A 23,440-nucleotide genomic window follows, 5' to 3' on the forward strand; every position below is an offset into this window, starting at 1 on the left:
GTCAGACCGCCGTGTCGCTGCAGCCGCGCAGCTCGGCCTTGGGGACGCGACCGTCGATCACGATCGCCTGGCCGAGGCGCCCGCAGGGGCAGTCGTCGACGGCCACGACACGGCCGAGGTCCTCGGTCAGCAGCGCGTGGCCCGGGTAGCTCTCCGGGAGCGTGGAGACGACCTCGATGACGCCCTGCTCGCCCCGCGGGCACGCGGCCCAGGTGACCGGGTCGCGGATCACCACGTCGCCGGAGTCGGGCGCGTGCAGCACGCCCTCCTCGCACTCGACGTACACGGTGCCGGTCTGCTCGGCCATCCCGTAGAAGTTGTGGATCCGCTCGATCCCCGTGCGCTGGGTGATCACCCGCCGGAACTCGGCCGGCGAGACCGCCTGCTCGATCAGGCGCTTCCAGCCGCCGGAGTGGATCAGCACGCCCCCGCTCAGGTCGACGCCCTCGGGCAGGTGCTGCCAGACCATGAACGTGAAGCCGAACACCAGCACCGGTTCGCCCGCGTGCTTGTCCAGCCAGGCCTGCACCTCCGCGGGCTCGACGTCGAGCGCGTACAGGTGGTCGCGCCCGAACGGGGCCATGCCCAGGATCCCGGCGCCGCGCGCGGAGAACTGCGTGCGGTCCTGCAGGACGCTGCGCGTGTCGACGATCAGCATCGGCAGCCGCTTGGGCCCCAGCCAGTGCTGCATCGTGGTCGACAGCGTCCTGGTCTGCGCGGCGGCCGACGCGCGATCGAGGAACACCCGGCTGGGCAGCTGGCCGGTGGTGCCGCTGGAGGTCAGCGTCTTGAAGACCTCGTCGGCCGGGATCGACCGCAGCTCGTGCGTCTTGAACAGCGACACGGGCAGGTGCGGCACGTCGGCCACGCTGGTCGCGGACTCGAAGCCGGGCGCGACGTGGTCGACGATGTGGCGGTAGGGCGCGCAGGCGTCGCGGTGGTGGCGCACGAGCTCGCTCAGGCGCGCGCTCAACCGCGCCGCCTTCTCGGCCTGGGGCTGCGCGTACTCAGCCACCGGCCAGCGCTCCGTAGTCGATCTTGCCCGACGCCTTGACCGGCAGCGCGTCGATCTCGTGCACGCGAATCGAGCGCGGGGGCAGGCGGAAGCGGGCGGCCAGGGCGCGCGCGTCGGCGCCGCGCTCGGCGTAGACGTCGATGCGGTCGTCGCCGGCCACGGCGCCCGCGGGCCCGTCGATGGCCGCCTCGATCTCGTCGAGGTTGATGCGCTGACCGAAGACCTTGGCGATCCGCTTGGCCCGCCCGGTCACGTAGAAGAAGCCCTCGTCGTCGACATGGCCCAGGTCGCCGGTGCGCAGGACGCCGCCCAGGTCGTCCCCCCGGGCCAGGTCCTCGCGCTGCGTGGCGTAGCCCTGCATGACGTTCGGACCACGGTAGACGAGCTCGCCGTCGTCGATCTCCAGGGTCCCGCCGGGGATCGCGATCCCGATCGAGCCGCGCTTGTCGGCCAGGCGCTCGGGCGGCACGTAGGCGATGCGCGCGGTCGCCTCGGTCTGGCCGTACATGACGAAGAAGCGGGCCCGCTGCGCGAAGCGGTCGACGACGTCGGGGGCCAGCCGGCCGCCGGCCTGGGTCATCGTGCGCAGCGTGGGCAGGTCCATGTCGCGCATGCCGATGCGCTCGAGCATCGCGTAGGCGTAGGGCACCCCGGCGAACGAGGTGACGCCGTGCCGGCGCACGTCGGCCCAGAACTCGGGCCGGATGACGCTGTGCGGCGAGAAGGCGACCGACGCGCCCGCGTGCAGGTGGCTGTTGAGCACCGACAGGCCGTAGGAGTACGACAGCGGCAGCGAGGCGATCGCCCGCTCGCCGGGACCGAGGTCGAGGTACTGCGCGATCGAGCGCGCGTTGGCCTGGACGTTGGCCTCGGTCAGCCGCACGAGCTTGGGCGAGCCGGTCGAGCCCGAGGTCGACAGCAGCAGGCGCAGGTCGGGGTGCAGCTGCGCGGGCGCCGCGTCCTCGCGCACCTCGACCTGCTCGCCGGTGACGACGAAGCGCGGGTCGTAGGTCTCGAGGATGGCCGTCGGATCGGCGTCGGCCTCGAGCAGGATCACCGCGTGGCCGGCGCGGAAGGCGGCCAGGTAGGCCAGCGCCGAGCGCGCGTCGGCGCGCGTGCGCACGAGCACCAGCTCGCGCCCGGGCAGCTCGCCGGCGAACTCGTCGGCGCTCCAGGTGCGGTCGCCCTCCAGGAAGACCGGGTCGCTCAGATGACCATCCCCCCGTCGACGCCGAGCACCTGGCCGGTGATGTAGCGCGCCGCCGGGGAGGCCAGGAAGGCGATCGCCTCGGCGACCTCCTCGGGCGTGCCGGCGCGGCCCAGCGCGACCTGGCCGACGCGTTCGTCGAACACGTCGGGCGTCATCGCGCGGGTCATGTCGGTGTCGATGAACCCCGGGGCGATCGCGTTGACGCGCACCTTCGGCGCCAGCTCCTTGGCCGCGCTGCGGGTCATGCCGATGACCGCCGCCTTGGATCCCGCGTAGGCCACCTGGCCCGTGTTGCCGGTCACGCCGATGATCGACGCGACGTTGACGATCGCGCCGCCGTCGCCGCGGGCCAGCAGGCGCGCGCAGGACTGCATCGTGTTGAGCACGCCGATCGCGTTGATGTCGAACGTGCGCTGCGGCTGGATCATCCCCAGGAGCGCGTCGTCGAGGATGCCCGCGTTGTTGACCAGCACGTCGAGGCGCTTGTGGCGGGAGAAGAGGTCGCGCACCGCGGCCTGGACCGCGTCGGCGTCGGACACGTCGAAGGCCAGCGCGTCGGCGCCGAGCTCCTCGGCGCGGGCCTGGGCTGCCGTTGCGTCCGTCCCGTTGACGACCACCGTGTACCCGTCCTCGGCCAGCCGGCGCGCGACCGCCAGCCCGATGCCCCGCGTGGAGCCGGTGACCAGCGCCACGCCGGGCGTCACAGCGCGACGTCGTAGCGGGTCTTCAGCAGCTCGACGGCGACGGGATAGGAGCTCATGCCGATCACGTCGTCGGTCTCCATCATGATGTCGAAGGCCTCCTCGATCTCGGCCACGAGGGCCATGTGACCGAGCGAGTCCCAGTGCTCGTGCTGGGCGTAGGCCAGCGACGCCCAGTCGGTGTCAGCCGGGAGATCCAGCGCGGTCTGGAAGGCTTCTTGCAAACGGGTCTCGGACATGCGGCGCCAAATGGTATGGCGCGCGCACGTCCGGCCCCGCAAGGATCAGGTCAGACCGACGGCCTCGAGCTCGAGCGGGTCGATCCAGCTCTCGGCGATCAGCATGCCGCCGGTGCTCTGCATCGCGCCCTTCAGGCCCAGCGCCCACAGGTGCTCCAGCAGCACGATGGCCACCGTCGCGCCCGGCGGGATCTCGTCGGCCACGACCAGCACGTTGGGGTCGTCGATGCCGGCGATCGAGTCGGGCACGCCGTCGCCGTCCTCGTCGACCAGGCCGGTCAGCGTGGCGGCGATGCCGTCCTCGTTGGCGTCGATGATCGCGATCAGGCCGTCCTCGCCCTTGGCCACGATCAGCACGTCGACGACGCGCACGATGCCCGCCTCGGACAGGCGCTCGAGCTCGGCCAGGATCTCGCCCTTCAGCTCGGCCTCGGGATCGAAGCCGACGATCAGCAGCTGCACGGGGCCGATCATGAGGCCAGCACCTTCTGCTTGGCCACCTCGAACTCGTCCGGGGAGAGCACGCCGGCGTCGAGCAGGCCCTTGAGCTTGGTCAGCTCGGCGACGATGTCGGTGCCGCCGGCCGGGACGGGCGGCGCCGGGGCAGCGGCGGCCGGCGGGGCCATCGCGGCCGCGGCCGGCGCGGGCGCCTGCTGGGCCTCGAGCTCGGCGATGCGTTCGTTCTGATCCTGCTCCGCGGCGCGCTTGTTGGCCGCGTTCTTGCCGGCCATGTAGCCGGCCCCTCCGATCATGGCGCCGCGCATGAGCGGCCGCCGACGTGGCATGAACATGCCGCGACTCTACGCCTCGCGTCTCAATTCGTGAGAAAGGTTCGACACCACTCCTCGACGGAGAGCAGCGACCAGATCAGCAGGCGGCGGTTCTCGCGGCCCGACAGGTGGTCCTCGATCAGCACGCGCACGGCGTCGCGGTCGAGGTAGTCGTAGATGCGCGCGTCGCCGTCGAGCAGGCGCCGGCGGACGTAGTCGATCGACTCGCCCCGGAACCACGACGCGTCCGGCGCGGCGAACCCCTGCTTCTCGCGCCCGGTGATGTCGGCGGGCACGTAGCGCTCCATCGCGCGGCGCAGCAGCAGCTTGCCGTCGCGCGCGTTGTTGAAGAACTTCTCGGTCTTCCAGCCGGGCTCGTTCTCGTCCAGGCGCACGACCTCGCCCAGGTTGCCCAGCTTCAACCCCACCGGGACCTTCTGGGCGAAGTCGACCAGGTCGTTGTCCAGGAAGGGCAGGCGCGTCTCCAGCGAGTGCGCCATCGAGAGCTTGTCCTCGACCATCAGCAGGCCGTGCAGGAACGTGCGCGCCTCGAGGTACAGCGAGTGGTTGATGTAGTCCTCGGGGCGGGTCAGCTCGGATGCGTGGGTGGCGAAGGCCGAGGCGAAGATCTCGCGCGTGTCGATGTCGCGGACCCGCGGCCAGATCGGGGCGAAGACGCGCTCGATCTGGTCGGGCGGGAGCAGGCGCTGCCAGAAGCCGTAGTACTTGCTCACGTAGTCGTCGAAGCTGTTGTTGACGACGGCGCGGTAGTAGCGCCACGGGTAGCCGCCGAACAGCTCGTCGCCGCCGGCGCCCGAGAGCGCGACCGTGACGAACTTCGAGGCCAGGCGGGCGGCGTAGTAGTTCGGGTAGCACTGGCCGACGCGCAGGTCCTCCAGGTGCCAGGTCAGCGCGGGCATCACGCGCTCCAGATCGCCGGCCTTGAGCACCATCTCGTAGTGCTCGGTGGAGAACAGGTACGACATGCGCTCGGCCCGGTCGCGCTCGTCGAAGGCCAGCTCGATGCCCGACGCCGAGCTCAGGTCGAAGCCGACGGTGAACGAGCTGAACACGTCGAACTGGGGCGCGGCGACCGCGGTGATCGAGCCCGAGTCCATGCCGCCCGACAGGTAGGAGCCGATCGGCACGTCGGCCACCAGCTGGCGGTTGACCGCCTGGCGGAACAGGCGGTCGAGCTCCTCGAGGTACTCGCGCTCGTCGACCGGGCCCTCGTCGGGACCGGGCTCGCGGAAGTCGAAGTCCCAGTAGACCGTCGGCTCGGGGATCGGGTCGCCGCCGCGCAGGCGCAGGAACGTGCCGGGCGGCAGCAGCTCGACGCCGGCGAACAGCGTCCGCTTGGTGAACAGGTTCTGGAAGGTGAAGTACTCCAGCAGCGCGCGCTCGTCCATCTGCGCGCGCATCGCCGGATGGGCCAGCAGCGCCTTGATCTCCGAGCCGAACAGCACCGTGTCCTGCTGGCGGGTCCAGTACAGCGGCTTGATCCCGTAGCGGTCGCGGGCCAGCAGCAGCGTGCGCTCCTGCGTGTCCCACAGCGACAGCGCGAACAGCCCGTTGAAGCGCTCCAGCGCGCCGGCGCCCCACTGGGCCAGCGCGTACAGGACGACCTCGGTGTCGCCCGTCGAGCGGAACTGCCAGCCCTGGGCCTCCAGCTCGCGGCGCAGCTCGCGGAAGTTGTAGACCTCGCCGTTGTAGCTGAGCACGAAGCGCCCGTCGGGCGTGGCCATCGGCTGCTCGGCGGCCGCGGTGCGGTCGATCACCGCCAGCCGGCGATGCCCCAGGCCCAGCGCGCCGTCGACGTAGCTGCCCTCGCCGTCCGGCCCGCGGTGGGCGAGGGCGTCGGCCATCGCGCGCACGGCGTGCGGGGCGACGGGCTCACCGTCGAGGTTGAGGATGCCGGAGATGCCACACATGGCGAGGAGCGGAGACGGAGCCTAGGCGCCCGTGTTGCGGGATACCCTCCGAGCCGATGCGGATCCTGCTGACCGGGGCGACCGGTCTCATCGGGCGCGAAGTCGTCCGCCAGGCGCCCGCCGACTGGGAGCTGGTGGCGGTCGCGCGCGCCCAGATCCCCGGGATCGCGACGGTCACCACGGACCTCACCGATCCGAGCTTCGCCGCGATGCTCCCGACCGGGCTGGACGCGATCGTCCATCTGGCCCAGGCGCGCGACTACCGCCACTTCCCCGAGTGCGCGCCCGGCGTCGTCGCCGTCAACGTGACCGCGACCGCCGCGCTGCTGGACCACGCCGCCCGCCACGACATCGGGCAGGTCCTGCTGGCCTCGACCGCCACCGTCTACGAGCCGCGCCCCGAGCCCCTGGCCGAGGACGCGCCGGTCCGGGTGCACTCCGTCTACGCCGCCTCCAAGCGCTCGGCCGAGCTGCTGGCCATCCCCTACGCCGCGCACCTGCCCGTGCGGGCGCTGCGCATCTTCACCACCTACGGCGCCGTGCGCGACGGGCGCCTGGTCGCCGACCTGCTGCACCGCGTCGAGACCGGGCACCCGGTGACCGTCCAGGGCGAGCGCGGCCTGCTGACCAGCCCGATCCACGCCTCCGACGTCGCTCGCGCGGTGATCGCCTCGGTCCAGCGGCCGCCGGCCACCGGCGCGCTGGACCTGCTCAACGTCGGCGGCGCCGAGCTGGGCATCCGCGACATGGCCGAGGCGATCGGCCGGGTCGTGGGGCGCGCGCCGGTCTTCGAGGCGCGCGACGGCGAGCCGCCCTGCTTCGTCGCCGACCTGACCAAGCGCCGCGCCGTGCTGGATCTGCCCGAGCCGATCTCCTTCGAGGACGGCGTGGCCATCGACCTGCAGGGAGTGGCCCCATGAGCCGCGTCGCGATCACGCTGGACGTCGACTGGGCGCCGGACTTCATGATCGACGCGGCCGCGCAGGCGCTCGTCGACCGCGAGGTCAAGGCGACCTGGTTCCTCACGCACCACAGCGAGGCGGTGGCCCGGCTGCGCGAGCACCCCGAGCTGTTCGAGCTGGGGATCCACCCGAACTTCCTGGAGGGCTCGTCGCACGGCCGCACGCCCGCCGACGTCGTCGCCCACTGCGCCGCGCTGGTGCCGGGCGCCCGCGCCGTGCGCACGCACTGCCTGCTGCAGTCCACGCCGCTGCACGACGAGCTGATCCGGGGCAGCGACGTGCAGATCGACGTCTCGCTGTTCCTGCCCGGCGCGGTCGACGTCGAGCCGGTCGTCCAGTGGAGCCCGGCCGGGCGACTTCTGCGCCTCCCGTACGTCTGGCAGGACAACATGGAGATGTACTCGCCCGAGCCCAACTGGAACGCCGCCGCCGTGGCCGACGCGCCCGGCCTGCGGATCTTCGACTTCCATCCCGTCCACGTGTGGCTGAACAGCCGGACCTTCGAGCCCTACGAGCGCCTGAAGGCGTCCAAGCCGCTGGCCGAGGTGGGCGAGCTGGACGCCGTCAAGTTCCGCAACAGCGGACCGGGCGCGATGACCGCGTTCCTGGACCTCGCCGATCGCCTGGCCAAGGACGGAGGCGGCGCGCGCATCGGGGACCTGGCGTGAACGCCACGGGGCCCTGGGCGGGCGACTTCACCTACGACTTCCTGCGCGAGCTGCTGGCCATCGCCCGCGAGCGCGGTGACGTGCGCCGGCTGGCCGACGGCGTCGACGCGCCCGGCCTGGTCGTGCGCCACGACATCGACCTGTCGCTCGAGCGCGCGGTGGCCGTCGGCGCGGTCGAGGCCGAGGCCGGCGTGCCCGCGACGTTCCTGGTGATGGTCGACTCGCCGCTGTACGACCTCGACCGGGCCGCCGCCCGGGCCGCGCTGAGCACGCTCGTCGAGCAGGGGCACGACGTCGGCCTGCACATGGACCTGGGACCGCGCGGCGAGCGCGTCGGCCTCGTGCTGGAGGACGTGCGGCCCGAGGTCGAGGCCTGCCGCGACCGCCTGCAGGCCGTGCTCGGCCAGGACGTGTGCTCGATCTCCTTCCATCGCCCCGCCGATCCGCTGGTCGCCGCGCTGGGCCCGGTGTCGGAGGTCTGCGGCATGGTCAACGCCTACGCCGCGCCGCTGATGGGCTGCTACCTGGCCGACTCGGCCGGCGCCTGGCGCCACGGCGACCCGCGCCCGCTGATGCGCCAGCCACCCTGCGAGACCGTCCAGCTGCTCGTGCACCCGTTCTGGTGGGGCGACGAGCACCTCAGCGCGGGCGACCGCCTGGAGGCCTTCTACCGCGAGCAGACCAACGGCCTGGCGCCGTTCGACGCGCTCGCCTTCGACCGCACCCTGGCCAACGTCGTGCGCCGTTCGCGCCGCAGCGGCCTGCTGTCCCCGACCGAGGTCACGACCTGATGAGCAAGATCGGCCGCTTCGACACCGACACCGCCGCGCTGCAGGCCCGCAACGCCGCCCACCAGCGCTACTCGACCGGCGACATGACCGGCTGGGCGCTGGAGCACCTGGGCGCCCGTCCCGACGACCGCGTGCTCGAGCTCGGCGCGGGCACCGGCCAGCAGACGCTGCGCCTGGCCCCCGACGTGCGCTCGATCCTGGCCGTGGACGCCTCGGCCGAGTCGCTGGCCACGATCGACGCCGCCGGGCGCGACAACGTGACCACACGCGCCGGGCGCTTCGACGACCTGATCGGCGAGCCGTGCGACGGGCGCTTCGAGCGCGCGCTGGCCTGCTACTCGCTCTACTACGCCGACGACCAGCAGGCGCTGCTGGCCCGCATCGAGGCGCTGCTGGAGCCGGCGGGCGTCCTGTTCTTCTGCGGCCCGTCGGTGGCCAACAACCGCGAGCTGCGCGAGCTGCACTTCGGCCTGCTGGGCCAGCCGGTGCCCGGCCCGACGCCGGCCCAGGCGTTCATGGCCACCGACGCGCCCGCCTGGTGCGCCGACCTGTTCGCCACGGTCGAGCGCTTCGAGTTCACCGACGAGATGCGCTTCGACTCCGCCGACGCGCTGGTCGGCTACTGGAGCGCCTACAACCTGTACGACCCGGCGATCGACGACGCGTTCCGGGCCGCGGCGACCGAGCACTTCGCCGCCGCCGACGTGTTCGTCAGCGCCAAGCGGGTCGTCGGGCTGCGCGCCACCAAGGCCTAGGTTCGCCGGTAGGCCTCCAGCGTGAGCTGGGCGGTGCGGGCCCAGGTGAAGCGGGCCGCCTGCAGCCGCCCGGCCACGCGCAGGCGCTCGGCCTCGACGGGGTCGTCGAGCACCTCGCAGATCGCCCGCGCGATGTCGTCGGGTCGCTCGGGGTCGAACACGCGGGCCGCGTCGCCGGCGATCTCGCGCAGCGAGCCGCGGTCGCTGCAGGCCACGGCCAGGCCGCGGGCCATCGCCTCCAGCACCGGCAGCCCGAAGCCCTCGTAGAGCGACGGCAGCACGAACAGCGCCGCCGCGGCGTACAGGCCCTCCAGCTCCTCGTCGGAGACCCAGCCCAGCAGGCGCACGTCGCCGGCCACGCCGAGGCGCTGCACCAGCTGCGCCAGCTCGTCGTCGTGGAAGGTGCCGTAGCCCGGCGCGACGAGCAGCGGGCGGCGCTGCGGCGGGATCTGGGCGATCGCCTCGATCAGGCGCGGCAGGTTCTTGTGCGGGCGCTTGGCCGCGACCGTGAGGACGAACGGGCGGTCGCCGAGCTCGTGGCGGGCGCGCAGCTCGGCCTCGGGCTCGGGCGTGGCCCGCGCGGTGGTGCCCACGCCCATCGGCACCACGTCGACCTTGGCGGCGGGTACGCCGAGCTCGCGCTCCAGGTCGGCGGCGGTCGAGGCGGAGTCGGCCATCACCCGGTGGGAGCGGCGGATGGCCAGCGGCACCAGCACCTGCATGCCCTTGGCCTTCAGCCCCCCGTGGGTGTCGGGGTAGAAGCGGTGGATCAGGTCGTGCACGGTGACCACGCGCCGGAAGCGCCCCCAGGCCGGCGCGGTGTTGGCCAGGCTGTGCAGCACGTCGACGCCGGCGCGGGTGGCCAGGCGCGGGAGGTGCTGCTGCTCGCCACGCACCCACTCGACGCGGTTGCGGGCGCGCACCGGCACCGTGACCGTCGGCATCAGCTCCTTCCACGGCCCGCCGGGCGCCTCGGCCGCCTCGCGGTTGACGAACGCCGTGAAGCGGACGTCGTCGCCGGCCGCGGCGACCAGCGCGGGCAGCAGCTCGCGCGCCACGACCTCGGTGCCGCCGGTGAAGCCCGGCACCAGGTACACCAGGTTCAGCCCGACATGCACGGGGCGACAGGGTACGACTCATCTACGCTTCGCCGTCGATGTCGAAGCGCTCCAACGCCGTCGCGGCCGGCCGGCTCGTCTCGCTCGACGGCCTGCGCGGCATCGCCGTCCTGACGATCGTCCTCTTCCACGCGGAGATCCCGGGGATGACGAACGGCGGCTACTTCACGCTGGACATCTTCTTCGTGCTCAGCGGGTTCCTGATCACCGGCGTGCTGCTGGGCGAGCGCGAGGCCAAGGGCCGGGTGCGCCTGGGCCGCTTCTACTACCGCCGCTTCCTGCGCCTGTATCCCGCGCTGCTGGTCATGATCCTGCTGCTCATGCCGTTCGGCCGCGACGTGGCCCTGTACGGCGACTACGGCCGGTGGCTGCGCGACGCGCTGCTGTCGATCACCTACACGATCGACCTGCCCACCTACTGGAACGAGTCGACCATGGGCGGCCTGGCCCACACCTGGTCGCTGGCCATCGAGGAGCAGTTCTACCTCCTGTGGGCGCCCGTCCTGGTGTTCGTCATGCGCAAGCGGATGCCGACGCTGAAGGTGGCCGCGTGGGTGCTGGGCGTGGCGGTCGCGCTGTACGTCTTCAACTTCCTCGTGCACCGCCCGTGGCCGAACTCGCTGACGGTCTACTCGCGCCCGGACCTGCGCTTCGCCGAGGTGCTGATCGGCTGCGCCATGAGCATCGCGCTGACCGCGCTGCCCCGCCCGCTGCCCGGCTGGCTGGACCGGGCGATCCCGTGGATCGGCAACGTCAGCGGCATCGGGATCGTGCTGATGGTCATCTTCATCCCCGAGCCCTTCTCGATCCGCATCTCGACGTTCCTGATCCTGCTGCCGTTCGCCGCGTTCGGGGCCGCGGGGGTGATCCTGCGGCTGTCGCACCGCGACGACGGCGTGATGGCCTGGATCCTCAAACGGCGGCTGTTCCTGTTCGCCGGGGACATCTCCTACGGCATCTACCTGTGGCACCTGCCGCTGCTGATCCTCCTGCGCCCGCACATCGACAACGTGTGGGTGCGCGGCGCCTGCGTCGTCGCGGCGACCTTCGTGGCCGCCTACATCAGCCGGCGCGTCGTCGAGAACCCGTTCCTGCGCCTGAAGGACCGGCTGCGCACCACCGGCGTCAGCGGCATCGACGCGGCGCCCGAGCGCGAGCTGGTCGAAGAGCCTCACGAACCGTCCGACATCGGCCGCGATCGCGTCGTCGCGGGCTAGTGTCCTGAGGCCCATGGCTGCCGAGTACGTACGCCCGTCCGAGGCCTGGATCCTCGACGACGGCCTCATCATGGGTGGTGGACAGCGCTTTGCGCTGCGCCTCGCCGACCTGATGCGCACCGAGGGCATCCACGTCGGCCTGGCCGTCCCGGCCAAGTCCCGCCTGGGGCGCGAGGCGGCGGCCGCGGGGTTCGAGGTGGCCGACGTGCACTACCCGCGCCTGGTCCCGCCGGCCTTCTGGGCGATGCCGACCACCGTGCACCGCCTGCGCCACCTGTTCAACCAGCTGCCGCCCGGCGCGCTGGTCATCGGCAACACCGCCCGCTGTCAGGGCTACGCCACCGCCGGGATGCTGGCGCTGCCCCAGCGGCCGCTGTTCGTGCACCTGATGCAGGAGCAGGACTCGGCCCAGCGGATCAGCGCACGGGCCGTCTACCGGCGCTTCGGCGCGCTCGTCGCGGTCGGCGAGAACGCCGCCTCGGCCTACCGCGACCGGCTGCCCGACGTCGCCGTCACCCGCATCAACAACTTCCTGGGCGAAGCGGACATGGCCCGGATGGCCGCCGAGCGCACGCCGCTGCCGGCTGGCGAGCGGCCGGTGCTGGGCGTGCTGGCCCGCTTCATCCCCGAGAAGGGCCTGCTCGAGCTGGTCGAGGAGCTGTCCGCGATCCCCGACGCCTGGGAGCGCGTGCGCATCGGCGCGCCCTCCCAGGACGCGCGCTACGAGGCGACGGTCCGGGCCCGCATCGCCGAGCTCGGCCTGGGCGACCGCATCGAGCTGCTGGGCGAGGTCCACGGCCTGCGCGACTTCTTCGCCGGCGTCGATGCGCTCGTCGTGCCCTCGACCGGCAACGAGGGCCAGCCCACGGTGATCATCGAGGCGCTGCTCTACGGGCGCCCGGTGATCCTGCGCGACGTGCTGTGGAGCGAGGACTTCGACGGCCTGACCGTGCGCCGCTACCGCGATCCCGCCGGCCTGGCCGCCGCGCTGGCCCAGCCCGCGCCCACCGGTGACGGGGCGGCCGAACGCGCGCTGCTGACCGAGCGCTTCGGCGCCGAGCAGCTCGTGCCCCGTCTGGTCGCCGCGGCGCGCAAGGACGCCCACGACGCCCGGCCCGCCGACCTGGCTCGCCCGATCGGCGGACACCGGCCCGACGGCCACGACTGGTCGCGCCATCTGATGCGCCACCGCACGGTCACCCGGCGCGGGTCGCCGGTGCCGACGCTGGACTCCTATCCGGTGTTCCTGACCGGCATCCTGCGGACGTTCACCGGCGGCGGCCGCCAGTTCACCTTCGACGGGGAGCCGGTCGGCTACCTGTACCACCGCTACAACAACACGTGGATGAACGAGCGGGCGGTCGAGGTGCCGATCGCCCAGCAGACGATCGCCGAGCACGCCGGGCAGCGCGTGCTGGAGATCGGCAACGTGCTGGCCCACTACGGCGCGCCGCCCCACGAGGTCGTCGACAAGTACGAGCACGGCCCGGGCGTGCGCAACATCGACGTGCTCGATCTGGAGCCCGACCGCCGCTGGGACCTGATCCTGTCGATCTCCACGTTGGAGCACGTCGGCGTGGACGACGCCCCCCATGATCCGCGCCGGGGCGCGGCCGCGGCGTCGCTGCTGGCCGGCCGCCTGGCCCCCGGCGGCGAGCTGCTGGTCACCGTGCCGGTGGGCTACAACCCCGAGCTGGACCGCGCGCTGGCCGACGGCGAGCTGCCCGGCCTGGAGCTGCGCGCGCTGCGGCGCACCGCGGCCGGTCCAGCCTGGCAGGAGGTCGATCCGCGCACCGTTCTGGGGCTGAGCTACGACTGGCGCAACTCCAGCGCCCGCGCCGTGCTCGTCGGCCGGCTGCGCAACGACGCGCAGTAGGCTCCCGCGGCGGAATGCCGACTGCCAAGCAACAGCTCGAGCGCAGCGCCCGCCGCGACCGCGGCGCCGACGTGCACCTCCGTTCGGGCCCCCAGATGCGCGAGTACCTCGCCGCCGCCGACCGCATCGCCGCCGACCGCCCGGGCCATCTGCTGGACTGGGGCTGCGGCTACGGCCAGCTGTCGCATCTGCTCAAGGAGCGCGGCGTGACGGTCAGCTCCCTGGAGCACGATCCGGCCGCCACCGACGGGGCGCTCGTGCGCTCCGAGCGCTACCCCGACGTCGAGATGCTGATGACGTCCGAGCCGGTCAAGCTGCCCTACCCCGACGCGAGCTTCGACTCCGCCCTCTCGATGGGGGTGCTCGAGCACGTCCGCGACCCCGCGGGCAGCCTCGACGAGCTCCATCGCGTCCTGCGCCCCGGCGGGATCCTGTACGTCTACAAGCTGCCCAACCGGCGCTCGTACCTGGAGCTGGTGGCCCGGCGGACCGGCCTGTACTACCACGGCCACATGCCCTTCGACACGATGTACACCCGCCCCGTGGCCCGCGGGCTGCTGCAGGCGCGCGGCTTCGAGGTGACCGAGCTGCGGCTGGCCAACATGCTGCCGCTGGGCATCACGGGCGAGCGCGGCGAGCGCGTGGCCGGCCCGGTGTGGGCGGCCAATCGCGCGCTGGCCCGGGTGCCGGGCCTCAACCAGTTCGCGACGAACGTCGAGCTCGTCGCGCGGCGCGTGCCCTAGCTGGTCACCCGGTAGGTCGCCCAGGACCCGGGCGCGCCGCCGATCGGCTCCAGGCAGGGCAGCGCGGCGAGGCGCTGGAGATCGGCCGCCGGGTAGCCGGCGGTGATGACCGCGACCGCGCCGGTGCCTTTCAACTCCGCGCAGTCGGCGGGCAGGGCCGGCTCCACCGTGGTCCGCTCGGGATCGAAGAAGATCAGCCGCCCGTCGTTGGTGCGCACCGCCGTCCCAGGCGCGCGGGCCAGGGCGCCATCGACCAGCCCGCCCAGTTGCGGATCGGCGGCCCGGCGGGCGGCCGCCGGGTCGGTCCACGTGCCGGGGGTCAGCTTGCGCAGCGCCGACCAGGCGGAGTAGCTGCCGTCGGGCTGGACCCCGAGGCCGTCGAAGTTGCGGAAGTTGGCCACGGCCAGCACGAGCAGCACGACCGCCGCGCCGGCGCCCAGCCAGGCCCGCCGCGCCGCGATCGCGGCGACGCCCATCGCGGTGGTCGCCCCGATCAGCGGGAACACCGCGGGCCAGGCGGGCGACATCGTGCGCGTGTCCTCGAGGATGCCGAACAGCACCCAGGCGGCGATCGAGGGGATCGACCAGACCAGCAGCCGGGCCACCAGCTCGCGCGAGACCACCCACTCCTGGGGCACCCAGGCCGAACTGGCCAGGACGAGGGCCAGGGCCACCGTCCCGAGCAGCGCGATCGCGCCGCCGCCGCCGATGGAGCCCGCGCCGGGCAGCACCAGCGGACCGATCACGAAGACGATCACGGTCACGCCGATCGCGGCGAGCGCGCTGCGCCGGTGCGCGACGCCGACCGCACGGGCCACCGCGTAGAGCAGCGAGAACAGCAGCACCAGGCGCAGGTACGGGCCCAGCCAGGCGAACTGGACCAGCGCCGATGCGTGCCGGTCGCTGGCGAAGAACGCGTCGAAGGCGATGCGCACGCGCTCGGTGATCGCCCCCGACGGCGTCGCCGCGGCGACGCCGTCGGGCAGGGCGGAGACCGCGCCGGTCAGGGACGACTGGCCGGGATCGGTGTAGGCCCCGCCCAGGAAGACGTCGATCGAGACGCCGAAGTGCCGGGCCAGCGCGAAGTCGTAGAGCAGCCCGACGACCGCGCCCAGCGCGAGCGGCGCGATCCCCCAGCGCACCCGCCCGGCCAGCTCCTGGCGCGAACCGATCAGGTGCGCGAGGCCCAGGCCCACGAGCGCGGGCAGCGCCGTCGACTTGCCCAGGACCGCGGCCGCGGCCATGACCGCGATCAGCGCGAACGCACCCCAGCTGCCGGGCCGGCGCCACAGGACGACCGCCGCGGCCCCCAGGAGCGCGGCGACCGGCACGTCGGTCTGGCCGGCGAAGGCCTGCACGACGACGTCGGGGCTGGCGAACAGCGCCAGGACGGCCAGCCACGGCGCGACGCGCGGCAGCGTGCGGTCGGCGGTCAGCCGGAAGACCGACCACAGCAGCAGCGCGAAGAAGGCCAGCGACAGCAGCCGCCCGATCCAGTCGTGGGCGCCGAAGGCCCACCACAGCCAGCCCTGCGGCACGTAGAACAGGGGGCGCGCGTAGGAGCCGTAGCCGACCTGGTCCAGCAGGAACCCGCCATGCAGCGACAGCTCCTTGGAGAAGGCGCCGTAGACCAGCCCGTCCGTCGCGTGGTAGGGCACGACGAGGGCCAGGAACAGCGCCACGACGAGCACCACCGCCAGGAACGCCTGGATGATCCGCAGGGCCGCGCGCTGGGGATCGCCGACGGTCATCGCCACCCCGCGCGTCGGCGCACGGGCAGCGTGGCCAGGTCGACCAGCTGCTTGGCCTGGTTGACCAGCACCGGCACGCGCGTCTCGAAGCCGTAGCCGCCGTGGCGGCGGCGCACCGTCGCGGTCTCCCGGAAGATGCCCCAGGTCAGGCCGCTGGTCTTCGACGCGCCGTGCACCCGGAAGGCGCCCAGCGTCTGGGGCACGTAGGCCGCCGTGATGTGCGGGGCGACCCGCAGGTACAGGTCGTAGTCCATCGCGTAGCGCAGCTGCGGATCCAGCGCGCCGTAGCGCTCGAACAGCGTGCGCCGGAACAGGGCCGCGCCGGAGAACAGGTAGCAGCCGTGGGTGAGCAGCCGGTGGGCGCTCAGCGTCGGCTCCGGGTCGAAGTGGCGCACGACCCGATCGTGCTCGTCGATGAAGTCGAAGTCGCCGTAGACGAGATCGGCGTGCGGATGCGCGGCGCCGGTGGCCAGCAGCCCCGGAAGCGCCAGGTCGTCGACGTTCAGCCAGGCGATCCACTCCCCCCGGGCCCGGGCGATCGCGCGGTTCAGCGCGTCGGACTGGCCCGCGTCGGGCTCGCTGAGGAAGACCACACGTGGATCGTCCAGCGCGGCCACGACGGCCGCGGTGTCGTCGGTCGAGCCGCCGTCCTGGACGATCACCTCCAGCGGATCCTGGGTGAGGACGCTGCGCAGCGCGGCCTCGAGGAACCGGGCGCCGTTGAACGACGGGACGACGACAGAGACGGTCAGAGCGGTCGGATGGTACCCAGGGCCACTACCATCGCCGCCCGTGGCCGTTCCCGAAGAGTCCTACAACGGTGCGCGCGTTCTGATCACCGGCGGACTGGGGTTCATCGGCTCGCACCTGGCGCGCCGGCTGGTGCAGCTCGGCGCCGACGTGACGATCGTCGACTCGCTGATCCCCGAGTACGGCGGCAACCTGTTCAACGTGCGCGACATCGCCGATGACGTCCAGATCAACCTGTCCGACATCCGCGATCCGTGGTCGCTGCGCCAGCTCGTGCGCGGCCAGGACTTCCTGTTCAACCTGGCCGGTCAGGTCAGCCATGTGGACTCGATGACCGACCCGCAGACCGACCTGGAGATCAACGTCAAGGCGCAGGTCGATCTGCTCGAGGCCTGCCGGGCGGGCAACCCGGACGTGCGCATCGTCCTGGCCGCCTCGCGCCAGCAGTACGGCCGGCCCCAGTTCGTCCCGGTGACCGAGGACCACCCGCTGGTGCCGGTCGACGTCAACGGCATCAACCTGATCGCGGGCGAGAGCTACCACCTGCTCTACCACCAGGTGCACGGCATCCGCGCGGCGTCGCTGCGCCTGACCAACACCTACGGACCGCACCTGCTCATGAAGCACGGCCGCCAGGGGTTCATCACCGTGTTCATCCGGCGCGCGCTGGAGGGCCAGCCGCTCCAGGTGTTCGGCGACGGCAGCCAGCTGCGCGACTTCACCTACGTGAGCGACTGCGTCGACGCGTTCCTGCTCACCGCGCTGCACGACGACGCCTTCGGCCACGCCTTCAACGTCGGCGGGCAGGAGCCCGTCTCGCTGCTCGACGTGGCCCGCCTGTGCCAGGAGCTGGCCGGCGCGGGCGGGACCGCCACGACCGTTCCGTGGCCGCCTGAGCGCGAGAAGATCGACATCGGCTCGATCTACGTCTCCCACGATCGCCTCAGCGCGCTCACCGGCTGGCAACCGCAGGTCACGCTGCGCGACGGCCTGGAGCGCACCTTCGCCTTCTACCGCGAGCACGGGGAGCACTACTGGTCGTGAGCGGCCCGTCGGTCACGGTCATCACGCCCTCGCTGAACCAGGGTGCCTACATCGAGCGCACGTTGCTGTCGATCCTCGACCAGGGCTACGAGCCGCTGGAGTACCTGGTGGTCGACGGCGGGTCGACCGACGAGACCGTGGCGATCGTCGAGCGCTACGCCGACCGCCTGGCCTGGTGGGTCAGCGAACCCGACCGCGGCCAGACCGACGCGCTCAACAAGGCGCTGCGCCGGGCCACGGGCGACGTGATCGCCTACGTCAACAGCGACGACTACCTGCTGCCCGGGGCGATCGACGCGGCCGTGGCCGCGCTGGAGCGCACGGGCGCCAGCTGGGTCTCCGGCGCCTGCCAGTTCGTCGACGGCGACAGCGGCGAGATCGATCACGTGTGGCGGCCCGTGCTGCCCCAGGGGCGGCGCTTCTCCTGGCTGCTGCAGCCGTGGGCGGTGCCTCAGCCGGCCACGTTCTGGCGCCGCGAGCTGTTCGAGCGGTACGGTCCGTTCCGCGAGGATCTGCACTACGTCTTCGACACGGAGTTCATGTTGCGCCTGGCCTATGCGGGTGAGCTGCCCGCCCTCGTCGATCGCGAACTGGCGGTGCGGTACATGCATGGCGAAGCCAAGTCGGCGGACCTGGAGCCGTTCAAGCGCGAGGCCCGGCGCTTCGAGGAGCTGTTCGCCGCGCGCCTGTCGGGCCGCGAGCGGGTGCAGGCGCGCCTGGGCCGGCTGGCGATCCGCGCGGGGCTGTTCCGATGATCCCGCTGACCGTTCGCCACGTCTACGACTTCGGCGGAGAGCGAGCGCTGGTCGGGGACGACCTGGTGCGCCCCGAGGCCTGGGACGCGCTGCGCGTGGAGACCGATGGCCCGTTCGCCCTGCCCGCCGACCGCGCGACCTGGGAGCAGACCGCCCTGTCGCGCCCGGAGCTGGTGGGCCGCGCGGCGGCGCTGAACACCTGGCTCGACGGCCAGGGCCTGGACCGGATCGCCTCCTACGGCGTCGGCGGCGCGGTCTTCGAGTACCTGCTGTGGCGCGAGCGCCCGCAGCGCGCGCTCGTGCTCAGCGACTACACGCCGCTAGCCATCGAGCGGCTGGGCGCGCTGTTTCCCGAGGCCGAGGTGCTCCGCTTCGACCTGCTCACCGACGCGCCGCTGGACGCCCCGCTGCACCTGTTCCACCGGGTCGACACGGAGCTGACCAACGCCCAGTGGCGCGCGCTCATGCGGCGCTTCGCCGGACACCGCGTCCTCGTGCTGGCCAGCGAGATCGCCGGCCTGCGGCGCATGTCCTGGGAGGTCCGGCGCCGGCTGTCGCGCCGGGGTGCGACCAACGCCGGCTGGCTGCGCAACCGCGCCGCCTTCGAACGGCTGTGGCGGGCGACGCACGACGCGACGCCGGTGCGCTTCCACGACCTCGACGCCTGGGACCTGCGGCCGCGTTAGACGCTGTGGGCGGCGAGGATCTCGCCGAGCTCGCGCATCCGCTGGGCGTAGGTGTGGTCGGTCAGCGTGCGCCGCTGGCCGGCGGCCGCGATCGCGCGGCGTTCGTCGGGGTGGGCCAGGTAGTGGCGCAGCTGCTCGACCAGGTCGTCGTCGTCGGCGTACGTGACGACCTCGCTGCCGGGGGCGAACAGCTCGGCCAGGTTCGGGGCCTGCTCGGTGAGCAGGAGCGCGCCCACGCCGGTGGCCTCGAACAGCCGCATGTTGTTGGCGAAGCCCTCCGCCGCGGCGATGTGCCGGTTGAGCGCGATGCCGGCCCGGGCCAGCGCCGCGTACATGTCCAGCCCCCACGCCTCGCCCCGCCACGCGGCCCGCAGCCGGCTGGCCGGGTCCAGCTGCTCGCCGCCGTAGCCGTAGACCGCGAACGGGACCTGCTCCTGGAGGCGCTCCCAGCGCTGCACGCCGGTGCCGTGCACGTGTGGGTTGACCCCGCCGACGAACACCGCGCCGTCGCGCCCGGCCGCACCCGGGTCCGGATCGACGCCCTCGGCCCGCAGGCGGTCGAGCACGCGTGCGTCGAAGCCGATCGCGAAGTACTCGCTGCCCACGCCCAGCGCGCGGAAGCGCTCGACGTAGTGGGGGAACGACGTGAGGATCAGGTCGAAGCCGCGCAGGCGCTCCTCGTCGGGCGGCGCCGAGGCGATCTGCCCCACGACCAGGCGGCCCTCGCCGCGCAGCGCGTCCAGGTCCGCGCGCGTGAAGAACGAGAGGTCCTGGCAGTAGACGACCTCGGCCTCGTGCGCGGCGATCTGCGCGCGGGCCACGCGACGCGCCCCGCCGTCCAGGCGGGCCCGGACCAGCGCGGGCAGCCGCGGCGACAGCGTGCGCGCCGGCCGCACCCCGTGCTCGCGCGCCCATGCGCGCTGCAGCGGCTCGACGTTGACCAGCAGGTCGACCGCGTCGTGGCCCAGCGCCCGCAGGTTGACCGAGTAGGCGTCTGACGTCCCGAACGACCGGGCCATCAGCGCCGCGTGCTGGGCGTCGTAGGACGCGTCGGCCAGCCCCGGACGGCCCGCGTAGTGATCGGCCACGAAGGCCGCGTAGAGCGTGTCGACGATCGCGATGCGCACTAGACCTCCATGATCGCGCCGGCGGCGCGGGCGGCGGCGCCAGGCCGTAAGCCGTCGAAGTAGCGATCGCGGATCCGCGCCATGCCCGCCTCGTATGGTCGCCCGGCCCCCGGCTGCAGCAACCCGACGATCGCCTCGCACGCGGCGGCCGGGTCGGCGGTCTCGATCCCCGCCCCCTCGGCCTGCAGATCGGGCGACAGCCGCGGAAGCGCGGTGCGGTTCAGCGACACCGCCGGGCGCCCGAGCGCGGTCGCCTCGACCAGCGAGGTCGAGTAGATCGACACCGCGACGCGGCTGGCCGACAGCACATCGCGCAGGGCGACCTGCGGCGCGTTGGCCGCCTCGACGTTGACCGGGCGCGGGCGCGTCGGCGCCGGATACCCCGGGTGCTCCCGGACCAGGACGCGCGCCTGCGGGGCGGCCTCGGCCACGGCATCGACGAGCGCGTCGAGCTCGACCAGATGGGCGGGCGCGTTGTAGGGCGAGCCGGGCTGCAGGAAGAACCCCGCCGTCGGCTGCTCGGCCGGCGCGCCGATGTCGCCCGAGAGCGTCGGATGACCGGTGGCGACGAGCTCCAGACTCGGGTTGTGCGGAGCCAGCAGCTCCGCGAAGCCCTCACCCCACACGCACATGCGCCGGTAGGGCATGCGCCGGAAGCCGGCGTGGACGATCGGCGACCAGCCGTTCTGGACGCAGACCACCGGAACGTCGAGGGTCTCCCCGGCCGCGCCGACGAGCGCGTCCAACGGGCTGTTGCCCTCGACCACGACCAGCCGGCGCGGGGCCAGCGCCCGCAGAGCGGCCAGGAGCCGGTCGTAGGTGGCCAGCAGCCCGGCGTGCCCGCGCAGCGCCCGGCCGGCGTCGCCCATCCGCGACGGCTCGGCGCCAGGCGCCTCGTCCAGCGCGGGATCGCCCGCCCGGGCCGCGGGACGCAACGCCGCGTCCGCCCACAGGATCCGCGCGGGCGCCTGATCCAGCGCACCGGCGATCGGCTCGACCAGGGGCAGGAACTTCGGATGGTCCAGCACGAACCACGTCTCACCGGCGGGCGGGTCGCCGAAGCCCGCCGCCGACGACGACGACGCGTGCCCCATCCGCCCGAGCAGACGACGCTCGCCCAGGCCGGCCCACAGCCGCCGCACGGCCCCCGGTCCGGTGACCGGTCCGTCCAGCAACCGTTCGGCCACCGCCCGTTCCAGCACGCCGTTGACCGCCAGCCCGGCGCCGTCGGCGAAGGCGTCGTACAGCGCGGCGTCGTTGCTGAAGGCGACGAACAGGCCGCGCTCCATGGCGGGACCGAGGCCGGCACCGCGGTAGCGCAGCGCGTCCGGCCCCGCGTCGTCGACGGCAGCGGCGATCGCGTCGCTGAGCGTGGTCAGGAAGTCGTGAGCCCGCCGTCGCTGCGGGTCGCTCACAGCCCGCCCAGCGCCGCCAGGCGGTTGACCGCGTGCACGAAGCCCTGGTGGTGGTGCAGGTGGCCGCTCCAGATCTCCGGCACCCACGAGAACTCGGCCCGCTCGAGCTGGGTCAGCAGCGCGGTCCAGTCGATCACGCCCTCGCCGATCTGCAGGCCCTCGTTGTCGATGCCCGCGGCGTCGGCCAGGTGCAGGTGGCGCGCGAAGGGCAGCGTGCGATCGACGAACTCCTGCAGCGGCATGCCGCTCTCCGCGCACCACAGCTGCGCGTGGGAGATGTCCAGCGTGCAGCCGATCCCCAGCTCCTCGCAGAAGGACACGAGGTGGTCGGGGTGCGTGAACGCGTTCTGGAACCACTGGCCGCCCAGGTACCAGGGCCGCGGAGGCAGGTTCTCGGGCAGCAGCGTCAGCCCGCGGTCATCGAACGAGCGGAACACGTCGGCCGCGCGCTGCAGCTGCACGTCGATGTCCAGCTGCGGCTCGTCCATCGACATGCCGCCCACGTGGATGACGATCGAGACCGGTCCGCCGGCGAAGTGCGGGGCCAGGTCGGCGGCGCGGTCGATCGTGGCCTGGATCAGGACCCGGGCCCGCTCGCGCGTGTCCGGGTCGGCCGAGCACAGGTCCAGCAGACGCTGGTCGGCGAACTCGGGCGCGTGGATCACCAGCTGCTGCTCGTAGGGCGTGGCCGGCGCGACGAACGGGTGGCCGACGTCGTCCTCGGAGAAGTGCAGCTCGACGATGTCGGGCTTGAGCGCCTGCACCTCGGCCAGGTCGTGGAAGCGCGCCTTCAGACCCCATCGGCGACGCAGGCCCTCGGTGTGCATCTGCAGGTCGGCCGGGCCCTCCAGATCGCCGTCGTCGAACGGCTCGTCGGCCGCCACGTCACGGTGCAGCTCCACCCCGACCAGCTCGTCGATGCGCTGGGGCGACAGGCCCTTGCCCGGGCCCAGCGTGGCCACCATGTCGCGCTCCACCACGGTGCCCGCGGGCAGGTCGCGTGCGGCGACCAGGCTCTTGCGCAGCACCTGGCGGTTCTGCAGCTCCATGGCCGACAGCGTCTTCTCCTCGCCGTCGCCCAGCGCCAGCTCGAGGTTGCGGATGTCGCGCACGAGGCGCTGGATGCCCGCCGCCTCGACGCTGGCGGGATGGTCGGGGCCGGGCAGCGTGCGGTCGACGGTGATGTGCTTCTCGACGATGCAGGCGCCCAGCGTCACGGCGGCCAGCGGCATGGCGATGCCGCGCTCGTGGCTGGAGTAGCCGACCGGGATCCCGAGGCCCTTCAGGCGCTCGATCAGGCGCAGGTTCAGGCCCTCGAACGGGGCCGGGTAGGTGCTGACGCAGTGCAGCATCGCGAAGGACGCGTCGCGCTCGCCCAGGAACGCGGCGGTCGTCTCGATCTCGTCGAAGGTGGCCATGCCGGTCGACAGCACCAGCGGCTTCCCGGTGTCGGCGATCGCGCCGACCAGCGGCAGGTTGATCAGGTCGGCGGAGGCCACCTTGTAGAGCTCGACGTCGAGGTCCTCCAGGAACTCGAGCGTGTGCTCGTCCCACGGCGTGCACATGAAGCGGATGTCGCGCTCGCGGCAGCGCTCGCGGATGCGGCGGAACTCGTCGTCGGAGAGCTCGGTGTCGCGCAGCGTGGGCAGCAGGTACTGGAAGTTCCACTCGGCCGTGTTGGCGTCGGCCAGCAGCCCCGCCGGATACAGGCTGGGCAGGTGGCGCTTCTGGAACTTGACCGCGTCGGCGCCCGCGTCGGCGGCCATGTCGACCAGCTTCAGCGCCAGGTCGAGCTGGCCGTTGTGGTTGACCCCGGCCTCGGCGATGATGAAGCAGGGCTCGCCCTCGCCGATCGTGCGATCGCGCAGCCGGATCGGGTGGGGTGCCCAGGGAGCGTCGGACATCGGCCGCCGAGG

23 protein-coding genes are annotated in these 23,440 nt (G+C 72.9%); 10 read left to right on the forward strand and 13 right to left on the reverse strand.

The annotated features are described in order from the left end of the window. Position 1: 1 nt before the first annotated feature. The 7 genes from ACZ5UI_RS18100 to asnB form a co-directional block, all read right to left on the reverse strand. The gene (locus ACZ5UI_RS18100; protein ID WP_464189453.1) at positions 2-1,015 is read right to left on the reverse strand and encodes a LuxE/PaaK family acyltransferase; all 1,014 of its coding nucleotides are present in this window, start codon (positions 1,013-1,015) and stop codon (positions 2-4) included. Continuing rightward, on the reverse strand, positions 1,008-2,144 hold the full coding sequence (locus tag ACZ5UI_RS18105; RefSeq protein WP_464189455.1) for an AMP-binding protein: 1,137 nt from the start codon (positions 2,142-2,144) through the stop codon (positions 1,008-1,010). Before ACZ5UI_RS18105 ends, ACZ5UI_RS18100 begins: the two co-directional genes overlap by 8 nt. Before the next feature lie 77 nt (positions 2,145-2,221). Then, positions 2,222-2,929 carry an SDR family oxidoreductase gene (locus ACZ5UI_RS18110; RefSeq protein ID WP_464189457.1) on the reverse strand — a complete coding sequence of 236 codons (708 nt, stop codon included), beginning with the start codon at positions 2,927-2,929 and terminating at the stop codon, positions 2,222-2,224. Then, on the reverse strand, positions 2,926-3,165 hold the full coding sequence (locus tag ACZ5UI_RS18115) for an acyl carrier protein (RefSeq protein ID WP_464189460.1): 240 nt from the start codon (positions 3,163-3,165) through the stop codon (positions 2,926-2,928). The genes ACZ5UI_RS18110 and ACZ5UI_RS18115 overlap by 4 nt, the downstream gene beginning before the upstream one ends. 45 nt (positions 3,166-3,210) lie before the next feature. Beyond that, complete coding sequence (locus ACZ5UI_RS18120; RefSeq protein ID WP_464189462.1) at positions 3,211-3,639, reverse strand: hypothetical protein; 429 nt, start codon at positions 3,637-3,639, stop codon at positions 3,211-3,213. Next, positions 3,636-3,917 (reverse strand): SHOCT domain-containing protein, encoded by a 282-nt coding sequence (locus ACZ5UI_RS18125; RefSeq protein WP_464189464.1) that lies wholly within the window; start codon positions 3,915-3,917, stop codon positions 3,636-3,638. The genes ACZ5UI_RS18120 and ACZ5UI_RS18125 overlap by 4 nt, the downstream gene beginning before the upstream one ends. Before the next feature lie 62 nt (positions 3,918-3,979). After that, positions 3,980-5,866: an asparagine synthase (glutamine-hydrolyzing) gene (asnB, locus tag ACZ5UI_RS18130; protein WP_464189466.1), complete on the reverse strand. Its 1,887-nt coding sequence runs from the start codon at positions 5,864-5,866 to the stop codon at positions 3,980-3,982. Between the two features lie 56 nt (positions 5,867-5,922). Here asnB and ACZ5UI_RS18135 point away from each other — a divergent pair, with 56 nt between their 5' ends. From ACZ5UI_RS18135 to ACZ5UI_RS18150, 4 genes are read left to right on the forward strand one after another with little or no spacing between them, the layout of a single operon-like run. After that, positions 5,923-6,786: an NAD-dependent epimerase/dehydratase family protein gene (locus ACZ5UI_RS18135; RefSeq protein ID WP_464189469.1), complete on the forward strand. Its 864-nt coding sequence runs from the start codon at positions 5,923-5,925 to the stop codon at positions 6,784-6,786. After that, entirely contained in the window at positions 6,783-7,496 is a 714-nt protein-coding gene (locus ACZ5UI_RS18140; protein WP_464189471.1) for a polysaccharide deacetylase WbmS family protein, read from the forward strand. The genes ACZ5UI_RS18135 and ACZ5UI_RS18140 overlap by 4 nt, the downstream gene beginning before the upstream one ends. After that, positions 7,493-8,287, forward strand: a complete 795-nt coding sequence (locus ACZ5UI_RS18145; RefSeq protein ID WP_464189473.1) for a polysaccharide deacetylase family protein — start codon at positions 7,493-7,495, stop codon at positions 8,285-8,287. Before ACZ5UI_RS18140 ends, ACZ5UI_RS18145 begins: the two co-directional genes overlap by 4 nt. Then, positions 8,287-9,042, forward strand: a complete 756-nt coding sequence (locus tag ACZ5UI_RS18150) for a class I SAM-dependent methyltransferase (protein ID WP_464189475.1) — start codon at positions 8,287-8,289, stop codon at positions 9,040-9,042. The genes ACZ5UI_RS18145 and ACZ5UI_RS18150 overlap by 1 nt, the downstream gene beginning before the upstream one ends. Here ACZ5UI_RS18150 and ACZ5UI_RS18155 read toward each other — a convergent pair. Next, complete coding sequence (locus tag ACZ5UI_RS18155; RefSeq protein ID WP_464189477.1) at positions 9,039-10,160, reverse strand: glycosyltransferase family 4 protein; 1,122 nt, start codon at positions 10,158-10,160, stop codon at positions 9,039-9,041. The two genes, ACZ5UI_RS18150 and ACZ5UI_RS18155, sit on opposite strands and share 4 nt — an antisense overlap. 38 nt (positions 10,161-10,198) lie before the next feature. Here ACZ5UI_RS18155 and ACZ5UI_RS18160 point away from each other — a divergent pair, with 38 nt between their 5' ends. The 3 genes from ACZ5UI_RS18160 to ACZ5UI_RS18170 are packed head-to-tail and all read left to right on the forward strand — an operon-like array spanning position 10,199 to position 13,996. Next, positions 10,199-11,377: an acyltransferase family protein gene (locus tag ACZ5UI_RS18160; RefSeq protein WP_464189479.1), complete on the forward strand. Its 1,179-nt coding sequence runs from the start codon at positions 10,199-10,201 to the stop codon at positions 11,375-11,377. A 13-nt stretch (positions 11,378-11,390) separates the two neighbouring features. Then, positions 11,391-13,253 carry a glycosyltransferase gene (locus tag ACZ5UI_RS18165; protein ID WP_464189481.1) on the forward strand — a complete coding sequence of 621 codons (1,863 nt, stop codon included), beginning with the start codon at positions 11,391-11,393 and terminating at the stop codon, positions 13,251-13,253. A gap of 14 nt (positions 13,254-13,267) precedes the next feature. Continuing rightward, positions 13,268-13,996, forward strand: coding sequence for a class I SAM-dependent methyltransferase (locus ACZ5UI_RS18170; protein WP_464189484.1), 729 nt, complete (start codon positions 13,268-13,270; stop codon positions 13,994-13,996). Here ACZ5UI_RS18170 and ACZ5UI_RS18175 read toward each other — a convergent pair. Further along, positions 13,993-15,753, reverse strand: a complete 1,761-nt coding sequence (locus ACZ5UI_RS18175; protein WP_464189486.1) for a hypothetical protein — start codon at positions 15,751-15,753, stop codon at positions 13,993-13,995. The two genes, ACZ5UI_RS18170 and ACZ5UI_RS18175, sit on opposite strands and share 4 nt — an antisense overlap. Continuing rightward, positions 15,744-16,499, reverse strand: coding sequence for a glycosyltransferase family 2 protein (locus tag ACZ5UI_RS18180; RefSeq protein WP_464197842.1), 756 nt, complete (start codon positions 16,497-16,499; stop codon positions 15,744-15,746). The genes ACZ5UI_RS18175 and ACZ5UI_RS18180 overlap by 10 nt, the downstream gene beginning before the upstream one ends. Positions 16,500-16,539: 40 nt before the next feature. Here ACZ5UI_RS18180 and ACZ5UI_RS18185 point away from each other — a divergent pair, with 40 nt between their 5' ends. The 3 genes from ACZ5UI_RS18185 to ACZ5UI_RS18195 are packed head-to-tail and all read left to right on the forward strand — an operon-like array spanning position 16,540 to position 18,982. Beyond that, the gene (locus ACZ5UI_RS18185) at positions 16,540-17,541 is read left to right on the forward strand and encodes an NAD-dependent epimerase/dehydratase family protein (protein ID WP_464189488.1); all 1,002 of its coding nucleotides are present in this window, start codon (positions 16,540-16,542) and stop codon (positions 17,539-17,541) included. Beyond that, positions 17,538-18,296 carry a glycosyltransferase family 2 protein gene (locus ACZ5UI_RS18190; RefSeq protein WP_464189490.1) on the forward strand — a complete coding sequence of 253 codons (759 nt, stop codon included), beginning with the start codon at positions 17,538-17,540 and terminating at the stop codon, positions 18,294-18,296. The genes ACZ5UI_RS18185 and ACZ5UI_RS18190 overlap by 4 nt, the downstream gene beginning before the upstream one ends. Further along, on the forward strand, positions 18,293-18,982 hold the full coding sequence (locus ACZ5UI_RS18195) for a hypothetical protein (RefSeq protein WP_464189493.1): 690 nt from the start codon (positions 18,293-18,295) through the stop codon (positions 18,980-18,982). Before ACZ5UI_RS18190 ends, ACZ5UI_RS18195 begins: the two co-directional genes overlap by 4 nt. On the opposite strand, the gene ACZ5UI_RS18200 is transcribed toward ACZ5UI_RS18195, so the two are convergent. The 3 genes from ACZ5UI_RS18200 to ACZ5UI_RS18210 are packed head-to-tail and all read right to left on the reverse strand — an operon-like array spanning position 18,979 to position 23,428. Then, positions 18,979-20,109: a CgeB family protein gene (locus tag ACZ5UI_RS18200; RefSeq protein ID WP_464189495.1), complete on the reverse strand. Its 1,131-nt coding sequence runs from the start codon at positions 20,107-20,109 to the stop codon at positions 18,979-18,981. The two genes, ACZ5UI_RS18195 and ACZ5UI_RS18200, sit on opposite strands and share 4 nt — an antisense overlap. After that, positions 20,109-21,524 carry a hypothetical protein gene (locus ACZ5UI_RS18205; protein WP_464189497.1) on the reverse strand — a complete coding sequence of 472 codons (1,416 nt, stop codon included), beginning with the start codon at positions 21,522-21,524 and terminating at the stop codon, positions 20,109-20,111. Before ACZ5UI_RS18205 ends, ACZ5UI_RS18200 begins: the two co-directional genes overlap by 1 nt. Next, positions 21,521-23,428, reverse strand: a complete 1,908-nt coding sequence (locus ACZ5UI_RS18210) for an N-acetylneuraminate synthase family protein (RefSeq protein WP_464189499.1) — start codon at positions 23,426-23,428, stop codon at positions 21,521-21,523. Before ACZ5UI_RS18210 ends, ACZ5UI_RS18205 begins: the two co-directional genes overlap by 4 nt. Positions 23,429-23,440 lie beyond the last annotated feature (12 nt).

The sequence above is a fragment of the Conexibacter sp. JCM 18997 genome (genome assembly GCF_055391915.1).

Coding starts and splice junctions, on each gene's coding strand:
- ACZ5UI_RS18115 (WP_464189460.1), bottom strand. CDS start 3,165: ATGTCCGAGACCCGTTTGCAAGAAGCCTTCCAGACCGCGCTGGATCTC.
- ACZ5UI_RS18135 (WP_464189469.1), top strand. CDS start 5,923: ATGCGGATCCTGCTGACCGGGGCGACCGGTCTCATCGGGCGCGAAGTC.
- ACZ5UI_RS18195 (WP_464189493.1), top strand. CDS start 18,293: ATGATCCCGCTGACCGTTCGCCACGTCTACGACTTCGGCGGAGAGCGA.
- ACZ5UI_RS18125 (WP_464189464.1), bottom strand. CDS start 3,917: ATGATCGGAGGGGCCGGCTACATGGCCGGCAAGAACGCGGCCAACAAG.
- asnB (WP_464189466.1), bottom strand. CDS start 5,866: ATGTGTGGCATCTCCGGCATCCTCAACCTCGACGGTGAGCCCGTCGCC.
- ACZ5UI_RS18140 (WP_464189471.1), top strand. CDS start 6,783: ATGAGCCGCGTCGCGATCACGCTGGACGTCGACTGGGCGCCGGACTTC.
- ACZ5UI_RS18150 (WP_464189475.1), top strand. CDS start 8,287: ATGAGCAAGATCGGCCGCTTCGACACCGACACCGCCGCGCTGCAGGCC.
- ACZ5UI_RS18165 (WP_464189481.1), top strand. CDS start 11,391: ATGGCTGCCGAGTACGTACGCCCGTCCGAGGCCTGGATCCTCGACGAC.
- ACZ5UI_RS18160 (WP_464189479.1), top strand. CDS start 10,199: ATGTCGAAGCGCTCCAACGCCGTCGCGGCCGGCCGGCTCGTCTCGCTC.
- ACZ5UI_RS18120 (WP_464189462.1), bottom strand. CDS start 3,639: ATGATCGGCCCCGTGCAGCTGCTGATCGTCGGCTTCGATCCCGAGGCC.
- ACZ5UI_RS18170 (WP_464189484.1), top strand. CDS start 13,268: ATGCCGACTGCCAAGCAACAGCTCGAGCGCAGCGCCCGCCGCGACCGC.
- ACZ5UI_RS18210 (WP_464189499.1), bottom strand. CDS start 23,428: ATGTCCGACGCTCCCTGGGCACCCCACCCGATCCGGCTGCGCGATCGC.